The organism is Nostoc sp. (genome assembly GCF_036918245.1).
GTDB lineage: Bacteria > Cyanobacteriota > Cyanobacteriia > Cyanobacteriales > Nostocaceae > Nostoc.
This window is the reverse complement of the sequence record NZ_JBALEF010000094.1, coordinates 82,767-107,165: the sequence shown is the minus strand read 5'-3', so window position 1 is coordinate 107,165 and position 24,399 is coordinate 82,767. Positions and strand designations below refer to the sequence as shown.

Here is a 24,399-nt window from a genome sequence, read left to right as displayed (position 1 = left end):
AGCGTAACTTCATGGGAACGAATTACCGACGGGTTTTACTCAAACTGAGCGGTGAAGCCTTAATGGGCAACATGGGCTATGGAATTGATCCCGAAGTGGTCAAAGGAATAGCACAAGAATTAGCAGAGGTGATAGCCACTGGCACTCAAATCGCCATAGTTGTTGGCGGCGGCAATATTTTTCGTGGCGTCAAAGCAGCCTCGGCGGGGATGGACAGGGCAACCGCTGACTATATCGGGATGATTGCCACGGTAATGAATGCAATGACGCTGCAAGATTCGCTAGAACGCATAGGAGTACAGACGCGAGTGCAAACCGCGATCGCTATGCAAGAATTAGCGGAACCGTATATCCGTCGTCGTGCCATCCGTCATCTTGAAAAAGGGCGGGTGGTAATTTTTGGTGCTGGTTCTGGAAATCCCTTTTTTACTACAGATACTACTGCGGCATTAAGAGCCGCAGAAATCGATGCTGAGGTGATTTTTAAAGCCACCAAAGTAGATGGAGTATATGATGCCGATCCTCATATTTATCCTGACGCCAAGCGTTACAATAGCTTAACTTACACGCACGTTTTAGCCAAAGATTTGCGGGTGATGGATAGTACTGCGATCGCCTTGTGTAAAGAAAATAATATCCCAATTCTGGTATTTGACCTAACGGTGCGAGGTAACATCCACCGAGCAGTCTTGGGAGAATCCATCGGCACCCTTGTGGGAGGTTCTTGTGAAATTAGCTGAAGCTGAAAGTACGATGCAAAAAACCGTTGAGGCAACTCAACGAGCTTTTAACTCGATTCGCACTGGTCGCGCCAATGCGAGTCTATTAGATAAGGTATTGGTGGACTATTACGGTTCGCCTACTTCCTTAAAATCACTGGCAAATATTAGCACGCCGGATGCTACGACGATCTTAATTCAACCCTACGAGCGCAACACCCTAAACATCGTTGAGAAGGCTATTTCCCTCTCAGATGTGGGTTTAACACCCAGTAACGACGGTTCTGTAATCCGGTTGAATATTCCGCCCTTAACGAGCGAACGCCGTAAAGAATTCGTCAAAATGGCATCCAAGTATGCTGAAGAGGGTCGTGTTGCTATTCGCAACATTCGCCGCGATGCCATAGACGCCATTCGCAAACAGGAAAAAGCCTCTGAAATCTCCAAAGATGAATCAAAAGACCAACAAGACAACTTGCAAAAACTGACAAACGAGTATAACGCCAAAATAGACGCACTGTTGGCAGAAAAAGAAAAAGACATCACGACTGTTTAAAGTCTAAAGTCTTAAGTATAAAGGCTGAAGGATAATGGATAAATTCTTCAGCCTTTATTATTTCTTAGGTATCTAACAAAAATTGATCGAGTATCTGAATAGAAAATAAACTAATTGAGGAGCAAAAATTCAGCCTTATGTACGACTGCATCATCGTCGGCGCTGGGCCAGCTGGTGGAACAGCTGCATATCATTTAGCCAAACAAGGTCGCTCAGTATTAGTGTTGGAAAAAGAATCTCTGCCAAGATATAAACCTTGTGGTGGTGGTGTCTCTCCAGCGATCGCTCAATGGTTTGACTTTGATTTTACCCCAGTAATTTCTGTAAAAGCCGACTCTGTTCGCTTTACCTGGAAATTAGGCGACCCCGTGGAAGCAAAAATCGCCACCAAAGAACCAATTTGGATGGTGCGACGAGATATATTTGACCATTTCCTAGTGCAACAAGGACAGAAGCAAGGGGCTGAAGTACGAGATAATACGGAAGTAACTGGTATTGAATTTCAAAGTGACTATTGGCAAGTTAACACAGCTAATGGCCCAGTTACAGGCCGCTACTTAATCGCGGCTGATGGTGCCAAAGGCCCAATGGCAAAATGGCTAGGTTTCAAAGAACGTAAACGTCTGCTCACAGGGGCTTTAGAGGCAGAAATCCCTGGCATTATAGAAAACAAACCTACAATTCATTTTGAGTTTGGCTTGGTTAAAAACGGCTATCTCTGGAACTTCCCCAAAGCTGATGGTTATTCCATAGGTGTCGGGACGTTTATTGGTCGTCAACCCCACGACTTCAAAAAGATTTTGGATGAGTACGCCAAATCGTTGAATGTAGACCTCAAAACCGGCAAACAATATGGTCATCCCTTATGTATTTGGGATGGTAATCAAAAGCTGCACACGCAAAATGCTGTTTTAGCTGGGGAAGCTGCTTGTGTGGTTGATCCCATGACAGCAGAAGGCATTCGCCCCTCAATTTTTAGTGGTTTACTCGCAGCCGCAAGCATTAATGAAGCACTTTCTGGTGACACTAACGCTTTAGAAAAATATAGCGAAGCCATTAATGAAGAGTTGGGTACTGAGATGGCTTGGGCGCAAAAATTAGCTGGAGCATTCTATCGGTTTTCCAACATTGGCTACAAAGTTGGTGTTAAGCATCCCTCGGCTCCCCAGATCATGGGTAAGATTATGTGTGGAGAACTGCGGTATGGCGATGTTGCTGGTCGTGCCCTTAAGCGTTTAATTCCTGGTTTTGGAGGTTAATTAACCAGATAAGTTACTTGAGCAACTTGTTAAAGGTAGGCAAACTTCTGCCAGATTGTACTAGGTATTTCTCAATATGGCAATTTACTTGACAAAACGGCTGTCTATGTTCGCTAATATTCTTGCTCTTGTCCTCTTCATGCCGGGAATTGCCTTAGCTGCACCCGTTCAAATCAATACTACTTCTGATGTTCTTTTCGCCCAAACTACCAAAACTGCAAACTACTCCACCTCGTCGGAGATTAACCTGACTCCCTTACAACGCCAGGAACTCCAGGCTGTGCGTCAGAGAAGAAATAGGGAAATTGCGGCAGTGTTAAACTCATCTCAGCGTGACCAACTTAATCACAATCTCCGGGCTGGTAATAATATCAAGCAAGCCCTAGAAAAACTAAATTTGCGACCAGAGCAACAAGATTTGGTAAAGGCGATCGTGCAATTTACTAACTTGAAAATGAAAGCTATTTCATCTAGGCATTTGCTGACAATAGGAGAGAATTAACAATTCAAAATTCAAAATTCAAAATTAAAGACATTTTCAAACGGGGATTTAAACCCCGACTGAAACTGATACTACGTATAGACGTAGGGGTCTTAAACCCTTTAATTTACGATAAAGGTTTGATTTGTAGAACTTATGGAAACAGCTGACTAATCTGGACTTCAATTTCTGGAAATGCAATCAAGGATAAGGTTGCATTTTTCTGCAAAATAAATTCAAGATTGTAACCTTTCAAGCTTGGTTCGCGGAAAACGTAAACCTGACGCTGATTTACATCCGAAATCCAGTAGTCAGCAATTCCTGCTGTAGTATAAAGAGGCACTTTTTGTTTGCGATCTGTCTCTAGTGTTGAATAGTCAAAACCATTAACCAATCGAAAACCCTCACAGAGGTGGCTACAGAGATGATGGTAGGTTATTACTAGCTATAATCTATCGTTGTAGAGGATAGCAAAGTGTCACTAAGGGGCAAATAAAGGCAAATCCCTCAATAGTTGCCTAGAGAGGGATTTAGTGTGGGCTAGAGAGGGATTTAGTGTGGGCTAGAGAGGGATTTTGGGGTGAGTGTGGCCTTGATTTTTTGACTGCTAGTTTAAATTATTTGCTTTCTCAACTGCTTCCTTTAACTCTTCAAAGGTAATACTACCGTCTTCGTCTGAATCATACTGTACTAGTAACTCCTGGGGGCTACTAGTATTTGTTTCTGATGAGATGATTGCACTTAAGCCAGGACTTAAAAAAAGCTCATTAATGGAGACTTTGCCGTCTTGATCGCGATCTAAGGTATTAAAAAGAGATTGAAGCTCTTGCTCGGTTGTCATAAGTTTCTATCTGAATTAATTTTTCAATTTAATATCTCAAAATCTTGACAAAGACGCAAGGACAGTTAAGGAAAATTTAATGAAATTTTTATATTTGGCAATGTTTTTTTATAAGAGACTCGACCGCCCACTATAGATTTTTCAACCCGCTGGGTATACAGTAAAATATACTACTGAAAACTGTCAAGCATTAAGCAAAAAAGAATTACAGTTATGTGTGGGATGTCGGAAAATGGGAGTATTATGGCCCGTGGGAGAGTGTGGCAACAAGATTTTAGCGATATCTGGCTCAGGTTCGGAGTATTGGCTCAACTGAATGGGATTTTGCACCCGAACTAAGGCAACTTCTACTAGCGATGCCTGCGGCGGGCTGCGCCAACGCTTGAGATAATCAAATGCACACAGTGTTGTCGCTGCATGAAGGGGATTTTTGGCACTCATCGGGATAACTTGCCCATCAATCAGTTCTACCCTTTGATCCTCTGTAATAATACCCGTTTCAAACATCCGGTGATATTCGTTTAGAGTCCACAGACACACTCTAGTTTGTGTCATTGTGTATTTCCTTTAGCGATGCCTGCGGCGGGCTACGCCTACGCACATCACTTTTAGGCGATTATCCCTTACTCTCAACTTTGGCAGCATCTATAATTAATCTTGCCCTATTTAGTTCGTTACCATGTCGGAAGAAGATATCCGAGCCGCGAGGCTGGAGAAAGTAGAACAACTCAAGCAGCTAGGGACTAATCCTTATGCCTATCGTTGGGAATCTACCCATCATGCAGCGCAATTGCAAGAAAAATTTGCCGATTTATCCAGTGGGGAAGAAGTTGATTTAGAAGTTGCCATAGCCGGACGCATTATGGCGCGTCGCGTTTTCGGTAAATTGGCTTTCTTCACTTTGCAAGATGAAACCGGTACAATTCAGCTTTATCTGGATAAAAATCGCATCCAAGAAAGCATGGCAGATATTGATGCCGATGCCTTCAATCACTTGAAGCAACTTACAGATGCAGGCGACATTCTAGGAGCCAAAGGTACTATTAAACGGACTGAAAAGGGCGAGTTATCTGTCTACGTTAAACAATATACTATCCTCACTAAATCCCTGTTGCCCCTACCCGACAAGTGGCATGGATTAACGGATGTTGCCAAACGCTATCGTCAGCGCTACGTTGACTTGATTGTTAACCCAGAAGTGCGGCAAACTTTCCGCCGTCGCGCCCAAATTACTGCCGGTATTCGCCGTTATTTAGAAGAACGGGATTTTCTGGAAATTGAAACACCAGTTTTGCAAAGTGAGACTGGGGGCGCAGATGCACGTCCATTTATCACCTACCACAACACTTTAGAAATGGATTTGTATCTGCGAATTGCCACAGAACTCCATCTCAAGCGGTTGATTGTGGGTGGTTTTGAAAAGGTGTTTGAATTGGGGCGGGTTTTCCGCAATGAGGGAATTTCGACTCGACACAATCCCGAATTTACAACGATTGAAGTTTATCAAGCCTACGCCGACTACAACGATATGATGGCGCTGACAGAAGGGATTATTACCACTGTTGCCCAAGAGGTACTCGGCACATTGGAAATCACCTACCAAGGGGAACTGATAGATTTAACACCTCCTTGGCGGCGGGTAACAATGCACGATTTAGTTAAAGAATTTACGGGCTTGGATTTTAATTCGTTCCAAAGTTTAGAAGAAGCAAAAACAGCAAGTAAAAATGCTGATATTCCTGGTATAGATGAAGCCCAATCAATTGGTAAGTTACTAAATTTAGCCTTTGAAGAGAAAGTAGAAGCTAATTTAATTCAACCTACCTTTGTAATTGATTACCCTGTAGAAATTTCGCCTCTAGCAAAACCTCACCGTTCTGTACCTGGTTTGGTGGAAAGATTTGAGTTATTTATAGTTGGGCGAGAAACTGGGAATAGCTTCTCAGAACTTACCGATCCCATCGATCAAAGAGAACGCTTAGAAGCTCAAGGGGCGCGGAAAGCTGCTGGCGACTTAGAAGCCCAAGGTGTAGATGAGGACTTTCTGACAGCTTTGGAATACGGTATGCCGCCTACAGGTGGTTTAGGAATTGGGATTGATCGCTTAGTGATGTTATTAACCGATTGTGCCAGTATTCGGGATGCGATCGCTTTCCCCTTACTCAAGCCAGAAAAATCAGAATCATCCCCAGATGAAGCTAGTAGTAACAATTCGTAATTGAACTGGGGCTTGGGGACTAGGGACTGGGGAACATTTGAACCCCTTGCTCCCGATCTCCCTAATCCCCCAGCCCCTACACCACTACTTTTTCTAAGATCAGCTTAGAACGTTTCACTTGCTCAGGAATCGCCACGGGATAATCTCCAGTGAAGCAGGCAGAACAGAAACTATTGGTGTCTTCTCGCGTGGCTTCTAGCATTCCCTCCCAACTCAGATAGGCGAGGCTGTCTACTTCCAGTTGCTTGGCAATTTCTGCTACTGACTTGGTAGCAGCAATCAGCTGATCCTGAGAATCGGTATCGATGCCATAGAAGCAAGGATGAGTTACAGGCGGAGAAGAAATTCGCATATGTACTTCTACTGCACCTGCGTCACGTAAGGTTTTGACTAGTTTACGGCTGGTAGTACCCCGTACAATCGAGTCATCTACAATAATTACTCGTTTCCCTGCGAGCACATCTTTGAGGGGGTTGAGTTTCATCCGTAGACCCGATTCCCGCATGGTTTGGGTTGGTTGAATAAAGGTTCGCCCAACATAGCGATTTTTAATTAGTCCTTCGCCGTAAGCGACACCAGATGCTTGGGAAAATCCAATAGCAGCAGGTATACCAGAATCAGGAACACCAAAGACAATATCGGCATCTACAACAGATTCTTTAGCTAACTGGTGTCCTAATCGCATTCGATAGCTGTACAAACTCTCGTTGTGCATGACGCTATCAGGGCGGGCAAAGTAAATCATCTCAAAGATACACAATTTCCGCTCGGATTTTTGACTCCAATGATAAGAAGCTAAACCTTCTTCAGTAATCCAAACTAATTCACCTGGTTCTACATCTCGCAGGTATTCGGCTCCAATGATGTCTAAACCACAAGTCTCGGAAGCCAAAACGTAACGGACTGGATTACCAGCCAAAGTGCCGATTACTAGGGGGCGAATGCCATTGGGGTCACGGACACCCATAACGCCGACGGGAGTACCAATGACTAAACTAAAGGCTCCTTGGCAACGGTGAAATGCCTGAATTGCACCTTCTAGCCAATCAGCGCCCGTATCTATGGCTTCGGCGATCGCAAAAGCGATCATTTCTGAGTCTGTTGTTGTGACTAAGTTACATTTATTCTCAAGCAACTCTTGACGTAGTTGCACAGTATTGACTAAATTCCCATTGTGTGCAAGAGCTAATGAACCTAAACGGGTTTCTAGCACTGCGGGTTGAGCATTAACTCTGCGGCTAGAACCTGTGGTGGAATAACGAGTGTGACCAACAGCAAGGCTACCAGGCAATTGATCCAAGACAGATTCATTAAAAACTTGAGACACCAAGCCCATATCTTTGTAGAGATGTACTTGTGTACCCTCAAAAGTGGCAATACCAGCTGATTCTTGACCCCGATGCTGGAGGGCATACAATCCAAAGTAGGTCAGTTTAGCAACATTTTCTCCTGGGGCATAGATCCCAAAAACACCGCAAGCTTCTTCTGGCTTGTCAGGCTGATTTTCATGACTATTGATTGGGTTGTTGGTCTGGTCGGGGTATTCATCCGAAGTGACAGAATGAATAGAAATCATGCTAGCTTTGCTCCTGGTGGGGGGTCAATCAATCTTGGATTTGAGATTGACGATTTTGGATTGATCGCACCGTAGTAAGGATGCGGCTTGGGATTTAAGAATGGCTATTTTAGATTTTTTTGCCCACTAAGAGCAAGATATGAACTAGAAGCAACGCCTTTAATCCAAAATCTAAAATTCAAAATCTAAAATTGGTAGTCAGTCACTGGGATTATGTAGATAGCTGCGGAGTTCTTAACAAATCTTTAACCATCCATTAAAACAGTACCGTAAATTTGCTCAGAGACGCTAATAGTTCTGAGTGAAGTCTAAATATTCAGCACTCAAAACTCAGCACTCAGAAGTAGTGGTATGGATGGCGAGACGTCTGGCGATCGCATGGAAATAGCGATCGCTCATATCTTCGATACTAACTTTGATTAAGGTTTGGTTATCAGTGGTGAAAACCCCCAAGCCCGTCTCAAAATTACCAACTACACCCAGTTTCTGCCAATCTTGACCTAGATGTTCCTGTAAATATGATTCCCAAATTTCTTGTTGTGCTGATGCTACAGAAACTAAAATTCTGGCACCACCTTCAGCAAACAACACCTCGTCGAGGCGGTTTAACTGTGTTGGTGGTATTTCTAAATTGATTTCGGCACCAAGATTGCCAGCAAGACAACATTCTGCTATGGCGATCGCCACTCCTCCCTCAGCAGAATCGTGGGCTGAATGTACCCAACCATTACGAATTCCCTCACGACAAACTTTCTGGACGCGGCGTTCCAAGTCAAAATCTACCCGTGGTGGTTTTCCGGCAACAGTATCGTGGATAGTGGCTAAATATTCAGATGCTCCCAAACTGATTTTAGATGCCAGAGGCAATCCGAGAAGATAAATCACATCGCCGGATGCTTGCCAACCTTGACCACAAATTTTGGTTATATCAGGAATCAAGCCCACCATACCGACAACAGGAGTGGGATAAATGGGTTGTGGGATGCCTTGAGAATCAAGAGTTTCGTTGTACAAAGAGACATTTCCGCCCGTGACTGGTGTTGTCAATTCTCGGCAACCTTCCGCCAAACCGCGACAAGCTTCTGCCAATTGCCAGTAACCAATGGGTTTTTCTGGGGAGCCAAAATTCAGATTATCCGTCACCGCCAGAGGTTCAGCACCCACACAGCTAAGATTGCGTGCAGCTTCTGCCACCACTGCCTTAGCTCCTTCGTAGGGGTCAAGATAAACATAACGAGGATTGCAATCTACCGTGGCCGCAACACCGCGTTGGAGATTGGAAATTCTTCCCTGCCCCTCTGCCCCTCCGCTCCTTTGCCCCCTATCCTCTTCAAGGGGGCGCAAACGGATAACAGCTGCATCGGCACCACCTGGCAGCATGACTGTATTATTTTGTACTTGATGGTCATACTGACGATATACCCAATTTTTAGAAGCGATCGTGGGTGTATCGAGCAAAGTTAAGAGAATATCATTCCAACTTTGCAGTCCTCCTTGAAGTTCCATTCCAGCAGTTGTAGAAGGAGGTAGGGAATCAGCAGTCCATTCCCAAGCTTGACGCGCATATTCTGGTGCTTCTGCCAACAACTCCCGGTTATACAGTGGGGTATTCTCCGCCAAAGCTTCAGCGGGAATTTCTGCTGCTACTTCACCCTGAAAGAGAATTCGCACGATAGGTTCAGCGATGACTGTACCAGCGACAACGGCTTGAAGTCCCCACCGATGGAAAATGTCAATTAATTCCTGCTCACGCCCTTTATGAGCAACAAATAGCATTCGTTCTTGAGATTCCGAAAGCAGATATTCATAAGGAACCATCCCTATTTCTCTGACGGGAATCTTATCTAAATCTAGTTCAATTCCCACACCGCCTTTTGCTGCCATCTCTGAGGTAGAACAGGTAATTCCCGCTGCTCCCATATCTTGGGCGGCGACAACTGCACCCGTCTTAAATGCCTCCAGACAAGCTTCAATTAACGACTTTTCCAAAAAGGGATCGCCCACTTGCACAGCAGGGCGATCGTCTATGGATTGATCGCTCAATTCTGCACTAGCAAAACTCGCGCCTCCCATGCCGTCGCGCCCAGTGGTGGAACCAACATACAACACGGGGTTGCCTAAGCCAGATGCTCCAGATTTGACGATTTCTGATGTTTCCATCAACCCCAGTGCCATAACGTTTACCAGAGGATTTCCAGAGTAAGCAGAGTCAAAGTAAACTTCGCCGCCAACGGTGGGTACTCCCACACAGTTACCATAATGAGATATTCCTGATACTACACCAGTGAATAGCCGTTGGGTTTTGGCATCTTCTAGGGAACCAAAGCGCAGCGAGTTTAATAGGGCAATGGGACGCGCACCCATTGTAAAGATATCTCTGAGAATGCCTCCTACTCCCGTTGCAGCTCCCTGAAAGGGTTCGACCGCTGAGGGATGGTTGTGAGATTCTATCTTAAAAGCTAGTTGGAGTCCATCACCCAAGTCTACAACACCAGCATTTTCACCAGGTCCTATGAGGATATGGGGACCATCGGTGGGAAATTGTTTAAGTAGAGGTCGAGAATTTTTATAACAGCAATGCTCAGACCACATCACGCCAAACATTCCCAGTTCAGCTTTGTTGGGATGACGGCCTAGCCGACGGACAATTTCTGCGTATTCTTCTGGTTTAAGACCTTCAGCAGCAATTTCTTGGGGGGAAAAGGCTGGTTTTGAGGTTGCAGTCATGGAAGTAATGCACTCTGGGGGGACAGAGCATTATTCTATCGATTTACTTGCCCTGTAAGTACAGTTCCAGAAATGCAGATAATTCTTCTTTGGATATTTCTTTCTGAACTACTTGAATCACTAACTTGTAAGCTTGCTCTTGAGATAGGTTGAGAGTGTAGCCATTTAAGTTCAAAAAAGTAAGCATAACAGCGAAAGCAGTACGCTTATTGCCATCAATAAACGGATGGTTCATTGCTAAATGGTAGAGGTACGCTGCTGCTTCCTCGTGAATTGTTGGATGGAGAAGTTCACCGCCAAAAGTAGCTTGAGGTTGTGCCAGTGCTGAATCTAGCAAACCTTCGTCTCTAACACCTGATGTTCCACCAAATCTGTGAATTTGGCGTTGGTGAATATCTAAGACTTGAGAAATAGTGAGAAATTTAGGAGTCTGCAAGCTGAAGGAATACCTCTTCCCATTTTTTTTCAACTGCTAAGTAAGCCTGCCATACTTCTTCATCTGAGGCAATCTGATTTGAGGCAGCATTTTCTATTTTGTCTTCATTTTGTTCAATTTCGCGCAAATATTTGGCAAAATCAGGAATATTTAATAATATTTTTTCAGTAGCTTCGTTTTCTTCTGTTTTTTGTAGATAAGCAATAATTGCAACTGCTACTCGCAACTTTTCAGGAGAAAGTTGACGCAAACGGCTTTCGGCTTCTGATAAATAATTGCTGTGCTTTTGATCTGTTGCCATCGTTACCCCAAGCTAGGTTTGTTGCAAGACGTTGTGAATCAGTTCTGCTGCTAACTCTAGCTTATCGCGCTGAGTGAGGGCTTCCAGGTCAACAGTAATCGAAGCTTTTAGGCACGGATATCCATCTTACACCAAATGCTTTAGTCTTTAAAGATAACTTGATTTTTTAATCTCAGTGAAATTTCTAGCTCCTTTACTTACGTGAATCTAGTGTCCACTCAGAGATTATTCGGGTATATGCAGTTTAGATGTAACAATCAAGTGACGAGAATCACACATATCGATGATTAGGATCGTCTCCCAGCGATCGGTAACTAGGCATAATTAATGACAACTGAACTCTAGCCGAGTCATTAATAGGGAACACACTTAATAGCCGACAGCCTTAATCAAGGACTGTCGGTTTTTTGTATTTGTCATTAGTCATTAGTTAAATGCCCAATGCCCAATGCTCAATGCCCAATACTTCTCTACGAGATGCTACGCACTCAGTACAAGTGCCCCATGCCCATATCCATAAAATTTCCCCACAACTGGTTGGTAACTTGACAGAGATTCTGCCACAGCCACTACCAAATGTGGGGAAGGTATGATCAAATTGGGGATTTTATGCCTATCGAGTGCTAATACCTCGCACTCACTCTAGTAGACCGAAAGTATATTCCTAGAACCAGCACACACTTTGTATTAAGACATCGCTTGAATGATGTAATCAAAGTAAGGTGCTGCTTCGGCAGCGTCTTCTGCACTCAGTAAGCTAAGGGAGGCTGTTTTGAGGGAATTAATCGCTTCTACCATTCCAGGCACGGGAACGCCCAATGAATTGTACATTTCCCGCACACCAATCACACCGATTTTTTCAATTGGCTCTATGTCACCGGCAAGTACACCATAGGTAATTAGGCGTAAGTACCAGCCAAAATCACGGATGCATAAAGAGCGTTGGCGTTCACCGTAAGCATTACCTCCAGGGGAGATAAAGTCAGGACGCTTCTGCCAAAGTTGTTTGGTTGCTTCCTGAACTATCTTTTTTTCGTTTTCGGCTAAGGTAGCCACAATCCGCGTCCGTTGTACCCCGGTTTGCAAAAAGTCTTTGATATTTTTTAGTTCGCCACTGCTGGGATAACGCAGTTCGTCGTCAGCTTTGAGAATAACTTGGCTAATTACAGTCATGATTATTGAAATCACCTGAAATATTATCTGTTAGTTTAGCGAGTCTGAGGTACACAAGTGAAGGGATCGGAGTTACTTATATATTGAATTTATCTGTTTGGGGAGAGTAGGGAGTAGGGAGTAGGCGAAATGAAGGGGACAATGACCAATGACAAATGACAAATGACAAATGACAAAAATAATTTGGCAACAGGGTGAATTAATTGAAGTGACGATCGCTAACCTGAGTGATACAGGCGATGGTGTGGGGCGCGCTGATGAACGTGTAGTGTTTGTCCCAGATACTGTCCCAGGCGATCGCGCCATTGTCCGCTTAGTTCATGTTAAACCTAAATACGCCCACGGTAAGCTCCAACAGCTATTGTCACCATCCGCCCACCGTATCCGACCCAGTTGTATTGTGGCTGATAAGTGCGGTGGCTGCCAGTGGCAGCATATTAATTATGATTACCAGCTAGTAGCCAAGCAAAATCAAGTTATTCAAGCTTTGGAACGCATTGGCGGTTTTATCCAACCACCAGTAGATCCGGTACTCACTGCCCCTTCTGCTTTCGGCTACCGTAACAAATCTACATATCCTCTGGGCACATCAGCAACAGGACAGGTACAAGCTGGTTACTATCAAAAAGGTAGTCACCAATTAATTAATTTAAATCAATGTCCAGTCCAAGATGCGCGATTAAATCCCTTACTTGCGGAAGTTAAGCAGGATATCCAACACCAAGGTTGGCAAATTTACGATGAACAGCGCCACCAAGGGAAAATTCGCCATCTCGGTTTACGCATTGGCCGACATACAGGGGAAATGTTGCTGACTTTGGTGGTAAAAGACTGGAATTTATCAGGAATTGAAACCAAAGCCCAGGAATGGTTAAAGCGCTATCCGCAGTTAGTGGGAGTGTCGCTCAATCGCAACTCTGATCGCACAAATGCTATCTTTGGATCAGAAACCCGTTGCATCGCTGGAGTACCCCACCTGCGTGAAAATTTTGCTGGACTAGAATTTCAAGTACGCCCAGATACATTTTTCCAAGTGTATACCGAAACAGCAGAGGCACTATTACAGGTAATTCAATCAGAACTCAATCTTCAAGGGCATGAGTTCCTAGTTGATGCTTACTGTGGTATAGGGACTTTAACTTTACCCCTCGCCCAAAAAGTACGTATTGCTACAGGATTAGAAGTGCAACCAGCAGCAGTAGAACAAGCAATTTTGAATGCCCACCGCAACGGAATTGATAATGCAACATTCCAAGTTGGGGCAGTAGAGAAATTGCTTCCCCAAATGGGCACAATACCAGAAGTAGTAATACTCGATCCGCCACGTAAGGGGTGCGAGCGCGCAGTCATAGATACTTTACGGCAATTGAAACCATATAGGATCGTTTACGTCAGCTGTAAAGTAGCTACCCTCGCCCGCGACCTGAAATTGCTTTGTCAAGATGGGCAATATACCATTACACGGGTACAACCTGCTGATTTTTTTCCTCAAACTGCTCATGTTGAAGCTGCCGCCTTTCTTGTGCTATCACATTTTGACAAGGGTAGTAATTCCTTCAAAAAAACTGAAATTTGAAAATTTTAGTCTAGTGCATACTAAAGATGCTAAAATTGAATTAAGCCAAAAATAAAAATTCATTTTGTTTAAATAAATTCAAGTTGCATAGGTTCTTAAAAACATGAAGAAGATTGTGTAAATTATAAATCGGCAACTAACTAGAGTATGGCAATACTCTCTAAAATTAACAGCATATTATTAATTTGCTGACTTCATTATCAAACTTATTCCAGCCGATATATACCTAAACAATCCCAATTCAGAGTTATAGAGCCAATGCTCCCTAGCATTTTCAAAATTTAGTTTTAAAGACGCAAGTTTGAAGGCAGCATGACCACCTCAAGTTTTATCAGGGTGACTGTAATAGCAAACTGATGTCTAGCTAACTGAAAGCTATGGGGTTTCTCTTGTGATTACTATTTCACTCCGTCCAGTTGGACGTTATTGGGGCACTATTAGTTTTGCCTCAACCCTCTACCTTTGTCCCATATTAGACTTATTGTTGGCAGAAATTCCAGCAAGATTACAAGCAGAACTGCGGCTAGGACTTCAAGAAGCCCTAGTCAACGCAGCCAAACATGGTAACAATCTCGATCCGAGTAAAACAGTTGTAGTTCGTTTTTCCGTAATAGATAATCAATATTGGTGGATAATATCAGACCAGGGTAGTGGCTTTACTCCTTCATCTACTAATAATGAAGAACCAACAGACTATCTTCCACCAGATGAGTCAGAAAATGGTCGTGGTTTATGTCTTCTGCATCAAATTTTTGATCAGGTAGAGTGGAACCGTAAAGGCACAGAATTGAGGCTTTGTAAACAAATGGAAAATCGCCGGGGATTATCTCTGCGGCGATAACAGGGCTAGTAGAGACGCGATTAATCGCGTCTGGGGAGGGGAGAAAGTTATTGGTTGATTGATTTTTTATTGCTACTCCCTACTCCCTATTTTCCGTGAGTCGGACAGGGAGGGGCAGAAATAGAGCGATCTAACCAACCAATTGCCTGTTGTAATCTAGCTTGAGCTTCTTCTGGCTGATTTTTTAAAAGATACACAATCGCTGCTGCCACTTGTTCATTAGCGCGGGAATTGCGGTTAGACTTGAGGCGATGCCAATCGTTAGGGGAAATAGTCAGCCTTTCCATAAGGGCTTGAGCTAGTTCTAGAGTAGTAAGTTCGTTCAGTTGACTGGTTTTAGGCAGCTGAGTAGATTGAGACATAATTATGAGTGCTGAGTGATGAGTGCTGAGTGCTGAGTCAAAAACTCATAGTTTTAATTTTGACTATTGGCAGGTCGCATTTAATCTTAGTTTACTATTTGTACATGAAGCCGTCTAAACAATCACAACCGCCTGGGGAAACTCCCGAACCAGATTTTGAACAAGAATTAGAGGAAGTAGAGCGATCGCTCCTATCGTTGAGAGAACGTTACGATCAAGTGCAACGCGATCGCCAACAACAGGCACAATGGCAACAGCGCCGCGATCGACTAAAGCACAATAAATCTCAGACACCAGAAATAAAAGCAGAGTTACGACAAATTCAACGGCAGTTGGAAATGCTAGGACTAAACTTAGAAAGTCAGTTATTTTCTTGGCGTAGCCTCAAAAAACCTTTCTGGCAAGTCGTCCGCTTTGGTGGAATGGGCGTTATCATAGGCTGGATATTAAAGTCTTATGCTGGATAAATATGGTAAATCGACGGATTGCAGAAATATTGCGAAGTGGCCAACCTGATGAGTCCCTCCAAGTGCAAGGCTGGGTGCGGACAAAGCGCGAGTCCAAAGGGTTTGCTTTTATTGAAGTCAATGACGGCTCATCACTAGCTAATTTGCAAGTCGTGATTAATCAGGATTTGCCAGATTATGAAGCTATATTGAAAAAATTAAATACGGGTGCTGCTGTCGAGGCGACAGGGGTATTAGTGGCTTCTCTGGGTAAAGGACAGCGAATTGAGTTGAAAGCCGAGACGGTGAAAGTTTACGGAGAAGCTGATCCCGATACATATCCCCTGCAAAAGAAACGCCATTCTTTTGAGTTTCTGCGAACCATTGGACATTTGCGATCGCGTACCAATTCCTTTGGTGCAGTTTTTCGCGTTAGAAATGCTTGTTCAGCAGCAATTCACCAATTTTTCCAACAAAGAGGCTTTTTGTGGGTACACACACCCATCATCACTGCTAGCGATTGCGAAGGCGCGGGTGAACTGTTTAGCGTTACCAGTTTGGATTTAAAGAATATTCCCCGCACAGAAAATCAAGCAGTAGATTACAGCCAAGACTTTTTTGCTAAACCCACATATTTAACAGTTAGCGGCCAGTTGGAAGCAGAAGTGATGGCGATGGCGTTTTCTAACGTCTACACCTTTGGCCCTACCTTCCGTGCAGAAAATTCCAACACCTCGCGTCACCTAGCAGAATTTTGGATGGTTGAGCCAGAAATGGCTTTTTGTGACCTAGAAGGCGATATGGATTTAGCCGAGGCGTTTCTCAAACACATTTTTAAATATGTATTGGAAACTTGCCCAGAAGATATGGAATTTTTCAATGAACGCATTGATAAATCTGTGTTAGCAACAGCCGAAAATATTATTAATAATCAGTTTGAACGCTTAACTTATACAGAAGCGATCGCACTTTTAGAAAAAGCTGATGTTAAATTTGAATATCCAGTGAGTTGGGGTTTAGATTTACAATCAGAACACGAAAGGTACTTGGCTGAACAACTCTTTAAAAAGCCTGCGATCGTTACAGATTATCCAGCGCAAATTAAAGCTTTTTATATGCGCTTAAACGACGATGAAAAAACCGTCCGCGCAATGGATATTCTTGCACCTAAAATTGGCGAAATTGTAGGCGGTTCCCAACGCGAAGAACGTTTAGAAGTTTTAGAACGCCGCGTGTTAGCGCAAGGATTAAACCCAGAAGATTTGTGGTGGTATCTTGATTTGCGTCGTTACGGTACTGTTCCACACGCGGGTTTTGGGCTAGGTTTTGAAAGACTCGTGCAATTCATGACGGGGATGGGAAATATTCGTGATGTGATTCCCTTTCCCCGTACACCACAAAGTGCTGAGTTTTAGTTTGAGAATTTCAATCAGGCGATTAGAAATCGCGTCTGCACGGACTTATAAAAACTTTGAAACCCCCTAATGCGGGTTTTGCTTGTATAGCCATGTGTTTTATAAAGTGATTCATTAAAATTTAAGATTTTGGAATCTCCTCTTGTAAAACTTGATTTTGCTCAATAGATAGTTCAATAACTTGAGCAATTTGCTCTAAACTCATTCAAATTCGCAACAAATTTAAAGCCAACTTTCTTGTTGTTTCTGCTTTGCTTTTAGCTTCACCTTCTGCTTTGCCTTTAGCTTCGCCTTCTTCTAGGATTTGTTGATAAATGACTGATTCGCGCATAATCTCACTCCTTAAAATCTTGCTAATTACATCTTTATTTAATACCAGACCTACTAAAATCCCACTGGCAGCAGCTATATTTCTTTGTAGCTGGCGATCGCTAATTGCTTCAACTGCTTTGGCTACTTGGGTTAATACCATTGTAGGATCGTTTGTCTGACTTAGCACGGCAAAGGGTAATAGACCTGGAATACTCATAAACCTGTCTGTAGGTTGTTCCCACAGGCGTATTACTTCAAACTGATGGTAAGTGTTGTTTAATCTAAAAGTGTTTTCACTAACTAATTGTGAACTTGTCTTTCTCCAATAGATTACTATTTGACGCATTTCTTTGTGAGGAAAACGGCGATAAACCCTGACCCGATAATCTAACATCCTAAAGGGCATATCTTCATCAGCATCAGTTTGAAATTCGGTATGTAGAACTAAATAATCAGATTGCAATAAGATTAATGAATCGGCGCGAATTGGTTCGCTTGATAATTCAGTAGGGCTAAGTTCTGTTAATTTAATTGGTGAGCCTAGTAACCACGTTGCTAAATCATCTTTGAAGTTTTCGGCAATGAATTTGCAGATATTGTCATACATAGCAGCCTTAAATAAAGGGTATCAGGTATTGTTTATTAAAATTAAATTTGTTTATGTTGCGTTGACACAAGAAAACCCAACATAATATACATCACTGTTTTAAACACCACTTAATTACCAAGTACTTCTTGTCTACGCCGCTCCTGTTCCTGCTCCTCAATTCCTTGGCGTACTTCCAAATATTTTTTTATGCAAAAAAGTCTGACTGCTGTACCGAATAACCGTTTTGTTGTTCTGGTGGTGAATAGCCTTGTGAAAAAATTCTGGTATGGGAATTTCCCGCCACAATGGTTGTCGTGACTTGTCGGACTGCACCAAAATCAATTAAGACAAGCTGCCCACTTGGTTGCAGCATGATATTCTGAGGCTTAATATCACGGTGGAAATATTGATGAGCGTGTACTAAAGCAAGAATTTCTACAAGTTGTTTAAGCCAATTGAGAGCTTGAGCTTCAGAAAGACGTTGATAATTACGAAATTCCATCCACTGCTCTAAATTTACGCCTTCAATTTTCTCCATTGCTAAACAGTGCAATGGTACAGAGCGATTTTTAGATAAAACAGTAAAATAACCATCTGTTCTACCTTGGGAATACCCGCACTGTTTAGCTGACTCAAAACCTTTGCTTCCTGCTGAAACAGTTCAATGGCTTTGGGGTTCTTCTCAGTCAGCACTTTTAAAACTTTAGTTTTCCCACACTCGTCAATTTCAAAAGTGTTACCAAAGCCACCTTGTCCTAGTTGTTTGAGTACCCGATAGCGACCTTGCAACAGTATTTCTGACCTACAGTTACGGCAAATCAGGTTGTTTGCATTCACTGGGTTAACAGGTTTTGGACAATGGGGATTTATACAATAGGTCATTACACAAAAGTAAATATCCTAAAAAATCGATTTTTATTGATATCTAAACAGAGGGCTAAATCTATAAGGTTCTATTAATAGAGTTCCCTAAAATTTTGACAAAGTAACATATATAGCAGTTATCACTTCAGTATTAAATCTTATACACAATAAATTAGGGTTACAACAATTGTTGTAACCCTACAGATTGGCTATATTAAATCTGCTCGAAAAGCACTATAGAATAACAATTAACCTCATAACTACCGAATTAGGAGCAATTTTTCACATTTACTATATCTAGATTAATGGTTTGCAAAAGCAAATACTTTCTTGCTTGCCCGCATGGGATAAGTGACGCTAGTGTTAAAAGAATTGTGCAAAGTAAAGCCCTCATCCCAGAAGTTGAGTAGGAAGCTAGAATGGCAATTCCAAATAAACAAGTAAAATCTAATACAGATATTTTAGATAATAGATGCACCCAAACTCGTATCCAAGTTCGCATTCCTAAAGACTTGTATGAAGAACCAGTTATTTCACGACTGGTTTCTCACTATGGGGTTATAGTCATTATTGCTGATGCTCAGGTAAGCCCAAACGTGCCACAATATAGCTGCTTCGATCTGGAACTGCGAGGTACTGTTTCTCAGATTGAAAGCGCCCTAACTTACCTGGATGAACTGGATTTAGAAGTTTTGCACCAATCCAGCCCTGAAGAAGATGGTTGGTAAATTGAGTGCTGAGTCAAAAACACTCAGCACTCAGCACTCAGTACTTGTTACTGATTTTAGGCCATTTGATTTTCAATCGCCCACCGCGCTAGTTCAGTGCGGTTGTGGAGATTGGTTTTGCCCAACATATTGGACACATGGCTTTCAACCGTGCGCTGACTAACATTTAGTTCTTCAGCAATTTCACGGTTAGCTAAACCCCTAGCGACAAACTGGACTACTTTTAGTTCGGTTGGGGTTAACTGTACATCGAAGGGAACCTGGATACGGGAACCGTTTTCGCCTCCTTTTGCTTGGTGTTCTTTCCAACGGATAGTTTGTTTCAGCGAGGATTCAACTTGCGCTACGAGTTCTTCTGGCTCAAAGGGCTTGACCATATAAACATCAGCACCTTTATTCAGACCCTTAACTCGGTCTGCACTTTGTCCTTTAGCTGAAAGGAAAAGAACTGGAATCCAGCTGGTGCGTTCGTTTTGCCGGACTTGTTCCACAAAAGTATATCCGTCCATTTCCGGCATCATCACATCGCAGATGATCATGTCTGGAACATCTTGCTCTAAAATTTCCAGAGCTTCACGTCCATTTTCGGCGGTGATGACTTCATATCCCCGGAACTCTAAGTAATCCTTCACCAGCAAGATGAGGTTAGGGTCATCATCAATCAATAGAAGTCGTTTGTGATCTTTCATGCTGGGCTCTTTCATAGCAGTGGCACTTGTCGCGCTTCGGTCCATCAAAGTCTTGAATATTTATCCTCTATGGTGGGTTATTCGAGATGTTGTCCTTTTTCCTACTTAACTTGCCTTTGCTGTCTCGAAGTCTCAAAAATGCCGAGCACTTTCAATAGACTATTAGCTCGATAGCAAAAGTCCAGCAAGGATACGTATAGCAGTAGTATCTATAATGCGCTATTATATATCGCTTTGAAAGGGGCGGGGTAAAAAACACTGATTAAATAATAATCTTTCGGACTCACAAGTAAGTATTGGCTTAAAGATGACCCTACCTCAAAACCAACCCGCACTTTCTTAAAGCTTACTGCTATACCATATCCTTTGGTTGTTAAGCCTCTATGAGGTGTTCACAAGAAACTAGGGAAGTTTCTGGCAAAAGATGGATGGATTGAAAACGCATATTCTTCTACCACCTTATTGCCTGTTCAGTGTTCTCGGATGATCCGCAGGGTAACTTCCGGGTTTGCTTGGCGATACCAGACACCATCAGGGTAAATCACCATTATGGGTCTAGAACAAGAAACACGCAAGCAGTTGGCTTTAGTTTTATAGACGCAAATAGAATGACTTTAGTGCGGCTCATCGAGTTTTAAATCTTTAAGTCGCTTTTTTTAGTAATCCCAGAATTCCAGACTAGCTCGTTTTGAGCAGCAATTGCCTGGTCAGCGCAAATAAAAATGTGTCGCTGAATTTTTGCAAGTCCTAAACTTTCTACACAATTACTCAGGATCTTATGTTCCAGAGACTTATTGGTTTTGGGGATTTGATAGTTGGACTGGATCGCTGTCACTGTATTGTTACTTATCGAGTGGCTCCCTGATTACAGTTTTATAACAATTTGCAAGCTTTGCAAAAAATAAAGTTGACTGGGGAGTGGAGAAGAATTCTCATACCTCCCTACTCCCTACTCTCTTCGTAACTTACGGAACAAAACCCGCAAGGTAGAAATAATTAAGCATTTATACTTAAGTACATCTATGACCCTCTAGTTCGGGAACCCGTACTCAAGGCATTCTTGCCATTGGACGCCACTTTTCGGTAAATTAGCACTCAGGAGTTGAGAGTGCTAAACTGGAGAAAATAATTATGGCAGCTTTATCTCTAAGCGTTTCTACAGTTAAACCTTTAGGCGATCGCGTTTTCGTAAAAGTGAGCGCCTCTGAGGAAAAGACCGCAGGTGGTCTGTATTTGCCCGATACCGCCAAGGAAAAGCCCCAAGTAGGGGAAGTAGTGGCCCTTGGTCCTGGCAAGCGTAATGACGATGGAAACCGTCAGGAATTGGAAATTAAAGTCGGCGATAAGGTGCTGTACTCTAAGTACGCTGGCACTGACATCAAACTCGGCACCGAAGAATATGTACTGCTTTCTGAAAAAGATATTTTAGCAGTTGTTATCTAGTGGGGAAAAGGGAATAGGGAACAGGGAACAGGGAATGTCAAAAATAAAGACAATGTCCCATGCCCCATGCCCAATGCCCAGTGCCCAATTCAAAAAAAATTGACTTACTCCCGGAATTTAGACACCTATGGCAAAGCGCATTATCTACAACGAAAACGCCCGTCGCGCCTTGGAACGAGGCATTGACATCCTGGCTGAGGCTGTAGCTGTTACCCTTGGTCCTAAAGGTCGTAACGTAGTCCTAGAAAAGAAATTTGGCGCACCGCAAATCGTCAATGACGGTGTAACGATCGCCAAAGAAATCGAATTAGAAGACCATATTGAAAACACTGGTGTAGCTCTGATTCGTCAAGCTGCTTCTAAGACCAATGATGCTGCGGGTGATGGTACCACCACTGCTACCGTTTTAGCTCATGCGATCGTCAAAGAAGGCTTGCGGAACGTTGCAGCTGGTGCTAACGCGATTTCGCTGAAGCGTGGTATTGACAAAGCTACTGCTTTCCTCGTAGACAAAATTAAAGAACACGCCCGTCCAGTGGAAGATTCCAAAGCCATTGCCCAAGTTGGGGCGATCTCTGCTGGTAATGACGAAGAAGTTGGTCAGATGATTGCCCAAGCAATGGACAAGGTGGGCAAAGAAGGCGTAATTTCCCTAGAAGAAGGGAAATCTATGTTTACCGAATTGGAAATCACTGAAGGGATGCGCTTTGACAAAGGCTACATCTCTCCTTATTTTGCTACTGACCCTGAGCGGATGGAAGCGGTTTTTGATGAGCCTTTCATACTACTGACTGATAAGAAAATTGCTTTGGTACAAGACCTAGTACCAGTATTAGAGCAAGTAGCTCGTGCCGGTCGTCCTTTGGTGATTATCGCTGAAGATATCGAGAAAGAAGCTTTAGCAACCTTGGTAGTAAACCGTTTACGCGGTGTACTAAACGTGGCTGCTGTTAAGGCTCCTGGTTTTGGCGATCGCCGCAAAGCACTACTAGAAGACATCGCTGTTTTAACTGGTGGTCAATTAGTTACCGAAGATGCTGGTCTGAAGCTAGATAACACCAAGCTGGATAGCCTGGGTAAAGCTCGCCGGATCACCATTACCAAGGACAGCACCACAATTGTTGCCGAAGGTAACGAAGTTGCTGTTAAAGCTCGTGTCGAACAGATTCGTCGTCAAATCGATGAAACCGAATCTTCTTACGACAAAGAAAAACTGCAAGAGCGTCTTGCTAAACTTTCTGGTGGTGTCGCTGTAGTGAAAGTGGGTGCAGCGACCGAAACCGAAATGAAAGACAAGAAACTGCGCCTAGAAGACGCTATCAACGCCACCAAAGCTGCTGTGGAAGAAGGTATCGTTCCTGGCGGTGGTACAACTCTGGCTCACCTTGCTCCTGAATTGGAAGTTTGGGCAAAGAGCAATCTTAAGGATGAAGAGTTGATTGGTGCTTTGATTGTCGTTCGCGCCTTACCTGCACCTCTGAAGCGGATTGCTGAAAACGCCGGTCAGAATGGTGCTGTGATTGCTGAACGCGTGAAAGAAAAAGAATTTAACGTTGGCTACAACGCTGCAACAAACGAATTCGTCGATTTGTTAGCCGCTGGTATTGTTGACCCTGCTAAAGTGACTCGTTCTGCTCTGCAAAACGCTGCTTCCATCGCTGGTATGGTGTTGACAACCGAATGTATTATAGTTGACAAGCCTGAGCCTAAAGATAGCGCTCCTGCTGGCGCTGGCGCTGGTGGCGGAGACTTCGATTACTAAATACTTTGTAGTTACATAATTTGTAAAACAGCTGCTTCTCTTGTGGAGGCGGCTGTTTTTTTGTCTGAACGGAGGAAGAAGAGGAGAGAGAAAAGTTATTTGGTTGATGAGACTAAGTTTGTAATCTGTAGATGTTACTATCTGGAGCGGTTTAATTGTTATGATATCGCTTTTCTGAACTAGAGCGATGTCTACGACGGGCTACGCCTACACACTTCAACTTTTACATCAAAACCCATGAGCAAAATTAATCCTGAAACAACCCCCTTACATACCTTAAACCCACTCAACCGATTTTCTGACAGAGCGGAGGATTATGTAAAATATCGACCTAGCTATCCCGCAGATGCAATTGATATTATCTTGGAAGGATTAGGTGAAAATTCACAACTCGTAGCAGCAGATATTGGCGCAGGTACAGGAATTGCCTCAAGACTGTTAGCTGAACGCGGAGTTAATGTCATAGCCATAGAACCAAACGCGGCGATGCGAGAAGCTGCCCAAGCACATCCTTTGATAAAGTTTCGTGATGGAACAGCAGAATTAACCCACCTACCTGATAAATCAGTTGATTTAGTTACTTGTTTTCAAGCTTTCCACTGGTTCAATCCCGAACCAACTTTATTGGAGTTTCACCGCATTTTAAAACCATCAGCACGCTTGGCTGTGGTGTGGAATAATCGCGATCAAGAAGATGCCTTAACTACAGAATATAGCCGACTAGTCCGCGAAGCATCTAATAATCATCCAGCAGAATCTCGAATGCAGTCGGTAGAGCCACTGTTAGTAACTCCCCATTTTATTAACATCCACGAATATAATTTTACTTATAGGCAACAGTTAGATTTAACTGGACTTATTGGACGAGCAATGAGTGTTTCTTACCTTCCGCGTGAAGGCTTGGCATACGAACAGCTTATTGATAATTTTCAAGAATTATATCAGCGCTTTCGTGATGAGAGTGGTTTTGTGTATATGGTCTATCGCACTAGCGTACACTACACCTCGGTGAAGGAATTTCAAAATAAAAATGGGAATCATAAGAAGTAGGGTGCGTTAATTGCCTCTCAATAAATATCAGGATT

The 24,399-nt window shown here is 43.1% G+C and carries 26 protein-coding genes and 1 pseudogene; 14 read left to right on the top strand and 13 right to left on the bottom strand.

The window, feature by feature from the left end; all coding sequences use genetic code 11:
* Positions 1–11 precede the first annotated feature (11 nt).
* From pyrH to V7L12_RS26960, 4 genes are all read left to right on the top strand, one after another.
* Positions 12–740 (top strand): UMP kinase, encoded by a 729-nt coding sequence (gene pyrH, locus V7L12_RS26975; protein ID WP_229548106.1) that lies wholly within the window; start codon positions 12–14, stop codon positions 738–740.
* Positions 727–1,275 (top strand): ribosome recycling factor, encoded by a 549-nt coding sequence (gene frr, locus V7L12_RS26970; RefSeq protein ID WP_292779525.1) that lies wholly within the window; start codon positions 727–729, stop codon positions 1,273–1,275. The genes pyrH and frr overlap by 14 nt, the downstream gene beginning before the upstream one ends.
* A 137-nt stretch (positions 1,276–1,412) precedes the next feature.
* Positions 1,413–2,534, top strand: a complete 1,122-nt coding sequence (locus V7L12_RS26965) for a geranylgeranyl reductase family protein (protein WP_335089036.1) — start codon at positions 1,413–1,415, stop codon at positions 2,532–2,534.
* Between the two features lie 76 nt (positions 2,535–2,610).
* Positions 2,611–3,036, top strand: a complete 426-nt coding sequence (locus V7L12_RS26960) for a hypothetical protein (protein ID WP_335089034.1) — start codon at positions 2,611–2,613, stop codon at positions 3,034–3,036.
* 133 nt (positions 3,037–3,169) lie between these two features.
* Here V7L12_RS26960 and V7L12_RS26955 read toward each other — a convergent pair whose 3' ends face one another.
* From V7L12_RS26955 to V7L12_RS26945, 3 genes are all read right to left on the bottom strand, one after another.
* On the bottom strand, positions 3,170–3,409 hold the full coding sequence (locus V7L12_RS26955; RefSeq protein WP_335089032.1) for a Uma2 family endonuclease: 240 nt from the start codon (positions 3,407–3,409) through the stop codon (positions 3,170–3,172).
* A 213-nt stretch (positions 3,410–3,622) separates the two neighbouring features.
* On the bottom strand, positions 3,623–3,856 hold the full coding sequence (locus tag V7L12_RS26950) for an EF-hand domain-containing protein (protein ID WP_335089031.1): 234 nt from the start codon (positions 3,854–3,856) through the stop codon (positions 3,623–3,625).
* Between the two features lie 183 nt (positions 3,857–4,039).
* Positions 4,040–4,411, bottom strand: a complete 372-nt coding sequence (locus tag V7L12_RS26945; RefSeq protein ID WP_335089030.1) for a Uma2 family endonuclease — start codon at positions 4,409–4,411, stop codon at positions 4,040–4,042.
* 124 nt (positions 4,412–4,535) lie between these two features.
* Here V7L12_RS26945 and lysS point away from each other — a divergent pair, with 124 nt between their 5' ends.
* Positions 4,536–6,074 (top strand): lysine--tRNA ligase, encoded by a 1,539-nt coding sequence (gene lysS, locus V7L12_RS26940; RefSeq protein WP_335089028.1) that lies wholly within the window; start codon positions 4,536–4,538, stop codon positions 6,072–6,074.
* A 76-nt stretch (positions 6,075–6,150) separates the two neighbouring features.
* On the opposite strand, the gene purF is transcribed toward lysS, so the two are convergent.
* The 4 genes from purF to V7L12_RS26920 all read right to left on the bottom strand — a co-directional run bounded on the left by purF (position 6,151) and on the right by V7L12_RS26920 (position 11,114).
* Positions 6,151–7,650, bottom strand: coding sequence for an amidophosphoribosyltransferase (purF, locus tag V7L12_RS26935; RefSeq protein WP_335089026.1), 1,500 nt, complete (start codon positions 7,648–7,650; stop codon positions 6,151–6,153).
* A gap of 330 nt (positions 7,651–7,980) precedes the next feature.
* The gene (gene purL, locus V7L12_RS26930) at positions 7,981–10,377 is read right to left on the bottom strand and encodes a phosphoribosylformylglycinamidine synthase subunit PurL (protein ID WP_335089024.1); all 2,397 of its coding nucleotides are present in this window, start codon (positions 10,375–10,377) and stop codon (positions 7,981–7,983) included.
* Between the two features lie 43 nt (positions 10,378–10,420).
* Positions 10,421–10,813, bottom strand: a complete 393-nt coding sequence (locus tag V7L12_RS26925) for a type II toxin-antitoxin system death-on-curing family toxin (RefSeq protein ID WP_335089023.1) — start codon at positions 10,811–10,813, stop codon at positions 10,421–10,423.
* Positions 10,800–11,114 (bottom strand): hypothetical protein, encoded by a 315-nt coding sequence (locus V7L12_RS26920; protein WP_335089021.1) that lies wholly within the window; start codon positions 11,112–11,114, stop codon positions 10,800–10,802. The genes V7L12_RS26925 and V7L12_RS26920 overlap by 14 nt, the downstream gene beginning before the upstream one ends.
* Before the next feature lie 455 nt (positions 11,115–11,569).
* Here V7L12_RS26920 and V7L12_RS26915 point away from each other — a divergent pair, with 455 nt between their 5' ends.
* Complete coding sequence (locus tag V7L12_RS26915) at positions 11,570–11,707, top strand: hypothetical protein (protein ID WP_334929118.1); 138 nt, start codon at positions 11,570–11,572, stop codon at positions 11,705–11,707.
* A gap of 94 nt (positions 11,708–11,801) precedes the next feature.
* Here the strand turns inward: V7L12_RS26915 and V7L12_RS26910 are convergent, their stop codons facing one another.
* Positions 11,802–12,287 carry an allophycocyanin subunit alpha-B gene (locus V7L12_RS26910; protein ID WP_334820294.1) on the bottom strand — a complete coding sequence of 162 codons (486 nt, stop codon included), beginning with the start codon at positions 12,285–12,287 and terminating at the stop codon, positions 11,802–11,804.
* A gap of 169 nt (positions 12,288–12,456) precedes the next feature.
* Between V7L12_RS26910 and rlmD the strand changes: the two genes are divergently transcribed.
* The gene (gene rlmD / locus V7L12_RS26905) at positions 12,457–13,863 is read left to right on the top strand and encodes a 23S rRNA (uracil(1939)-C(5))-methyltransferase RlmD (RefSeq protein ID WP_335089019.1); all 1,407 of its coding nucleotides are present in this window, start codon (positions 12,457–12,459) and stop codon (positions 13,861–13,863) included.
* Between the two features lie 391 nt (positions 13,864–14,254).
* On the top strand, positions 14,255–14,704 hold the full coding sequence (locus tag V7L12_RS26900; protein ID WP_335089018.1) for an ATP-binding protein: 450 nt from the start codon (positions 14,255–14,257) through the stop codon (positions 14,702–14,704).
* A gap of 86 nt (positions 14,705–14,790) precedes the next feature.
* Here V7L12_RS26900 and V7L12_RS26895 read toward each other — a convergent pair whose 3' ends face one another.
* Positions 14,791–15,066: a DUF6439 family protein gene (locus V7L12_RS26895; RefSeq protein WP_335089016.1), complete on the bottom strand. Its 276-nt coding sequence runs from the start codon at positions 15,064–15,066 to the stop codon at positions 14,791–14,793.
* A gap of 104 nt (positions 15,067–15,170) precedes the next feature.
* Here V7L12_RS26895 and V7L12_RS26890 point away from each other — a divergent pair, with 104 nt between their 5' ends.
* Positions 15,171–15,533, top strand: a complete 363-nt coding sequence (locus V7L12_RS26890) for a hypothetical protein (RefSeq protein ID WP_335089014.1) — start codon at positions 15,171–15,173, stop codon at positions 15,531–15,533.
* A 2-nt stretch (positions 15,534–15,535) separates the two neighbouring features.
* Positions 15,536–16,927, top strand: coding sequence for an asparagine--tRNA ligase (asnS, locus tag V7L12_RS26885; protein WP_335089012.1), 1,392 nt, complete (start codon positions 15,536–15,538; stop codon positions 16,925–16,927).
* Positions 16,928–17,048: 121 nt separating this feature from the next.
* On the opposite strand, the pseudogene V7L12_RS26880 reads toward asnS, so the two are convergent.
* From V7L12_RS26880 to V7L12_RS26870, 3 genes and pseudogenes are all read right to left on the bottom strand, one after another.
* Positions 17,049–17,846 (bottom strand): annotated as a pseudogene (locus V7L12_RS26880) (Rpn family recombination-promoting nuclease/putative transposase).
* 187 nt (positions 17,847–18,033) lie between these two features.
* Positions 18,034–18,366, bottom strand: a complete 333-nt coding sequence (locus tag V7L12_RS26875) for a serine/threonine protein kinase (protein ID WP_335089010.1) — start codon at positions 18,364–18,366, stop codon at positions 18,034–18,036.
* A 2-nt stretch (positions 18,367–18,368) separates the two neighbouring features.
* Positions 18,369–18,710: a 4-Cys prefix domain-containing protein gene (locus V7L12_RS26870; protein ID WP_335089008.1), complete on the bottom strand. Its 342-nt coding sequence runs from the start codon at positions 18,708–18,710 to the stop codon at positions 18,369–18,371.
* 401 nt (positions 18,711–19,111) lie between these two features.
* Here V7L12_RS26870 and V7L12_RS26865 point away from each other — a divergent pair, with 401 nt between their 5' ends.
* Positions 19,112–19,420, top strand: a complete 309-nt coding sequence (locus tag V7L12_RS26865) for an NIL domain-containing protein (protein WP_335089006.1) — start codon at positions 19,112–19,114, stop codon at positions 19,418–19,420.
* Positions 19,421–19,476: 56 nt separating this feature from the next.
* Here the strand turns inward: V7L12_RS26865 and V7L12_RS26860 are convergent, their stop codons facing one another.
* Positions 19,477–20,154 carry a response regulator transcription factor gene (locus V7L12_RS26860; protein ID WP_012407592.1) on the bottom strand — a complete coding sequence of 226 codons (678 nt, stop codon included), beginning with the start codon at positions 20,152–20,154 and terminating at the stop codon, positions 19,477–19,479.
* Between the two features lie 1,086 nt (positions 20,155–21,240).
* On the opposite strand from V7L12_RS26860, the gene groES reads away from it, so the two are divergent.
* The 3 genes from groES (at position 21,241) to V7L12_RS26845 (ending at position 24,364) form a co-directional block, all read left to right on the top strand.
* Complete coding sequence (groES, locus tag V7L12_RS26855) at positions 21,241–21,552, top strand: co-chaperone GroES (RefSeq protein ID WP_094348596.1); 312 nt, start codon at positions 21,241–21,243, stop codon at positions 21,550–21,552.
* A gap of 127 nt (positions 21,553–21,679) precedes the next feature.
* Positions 21,680–23,314 carry a chaperonin GroEL gene (gene groL / locus V7L12_RS26850; protein ID WP_335089004.1) on the top strand — a complete coding sequence of 545 codons (1,635 nt, stop codon included), beginning with the start codon at positions 21,680–21,682 and terminating at the stop codon, positions 23,312–23,314.
* 237 nt (positions 23,315–23,551) lie between these two features.
* Positions 23,552–24,364, top strand: a complete 813-nt coding sequence (locus tag V7L12_RS26845; protein WP_335089002.1) for a class I SAM-dependent methyltransferase — start codon at positions 23,552–23,554, stop codon at positions 24,362–24,364.
* Positions 24,365–24,399 lie beyond the last annotated feature (35 nt).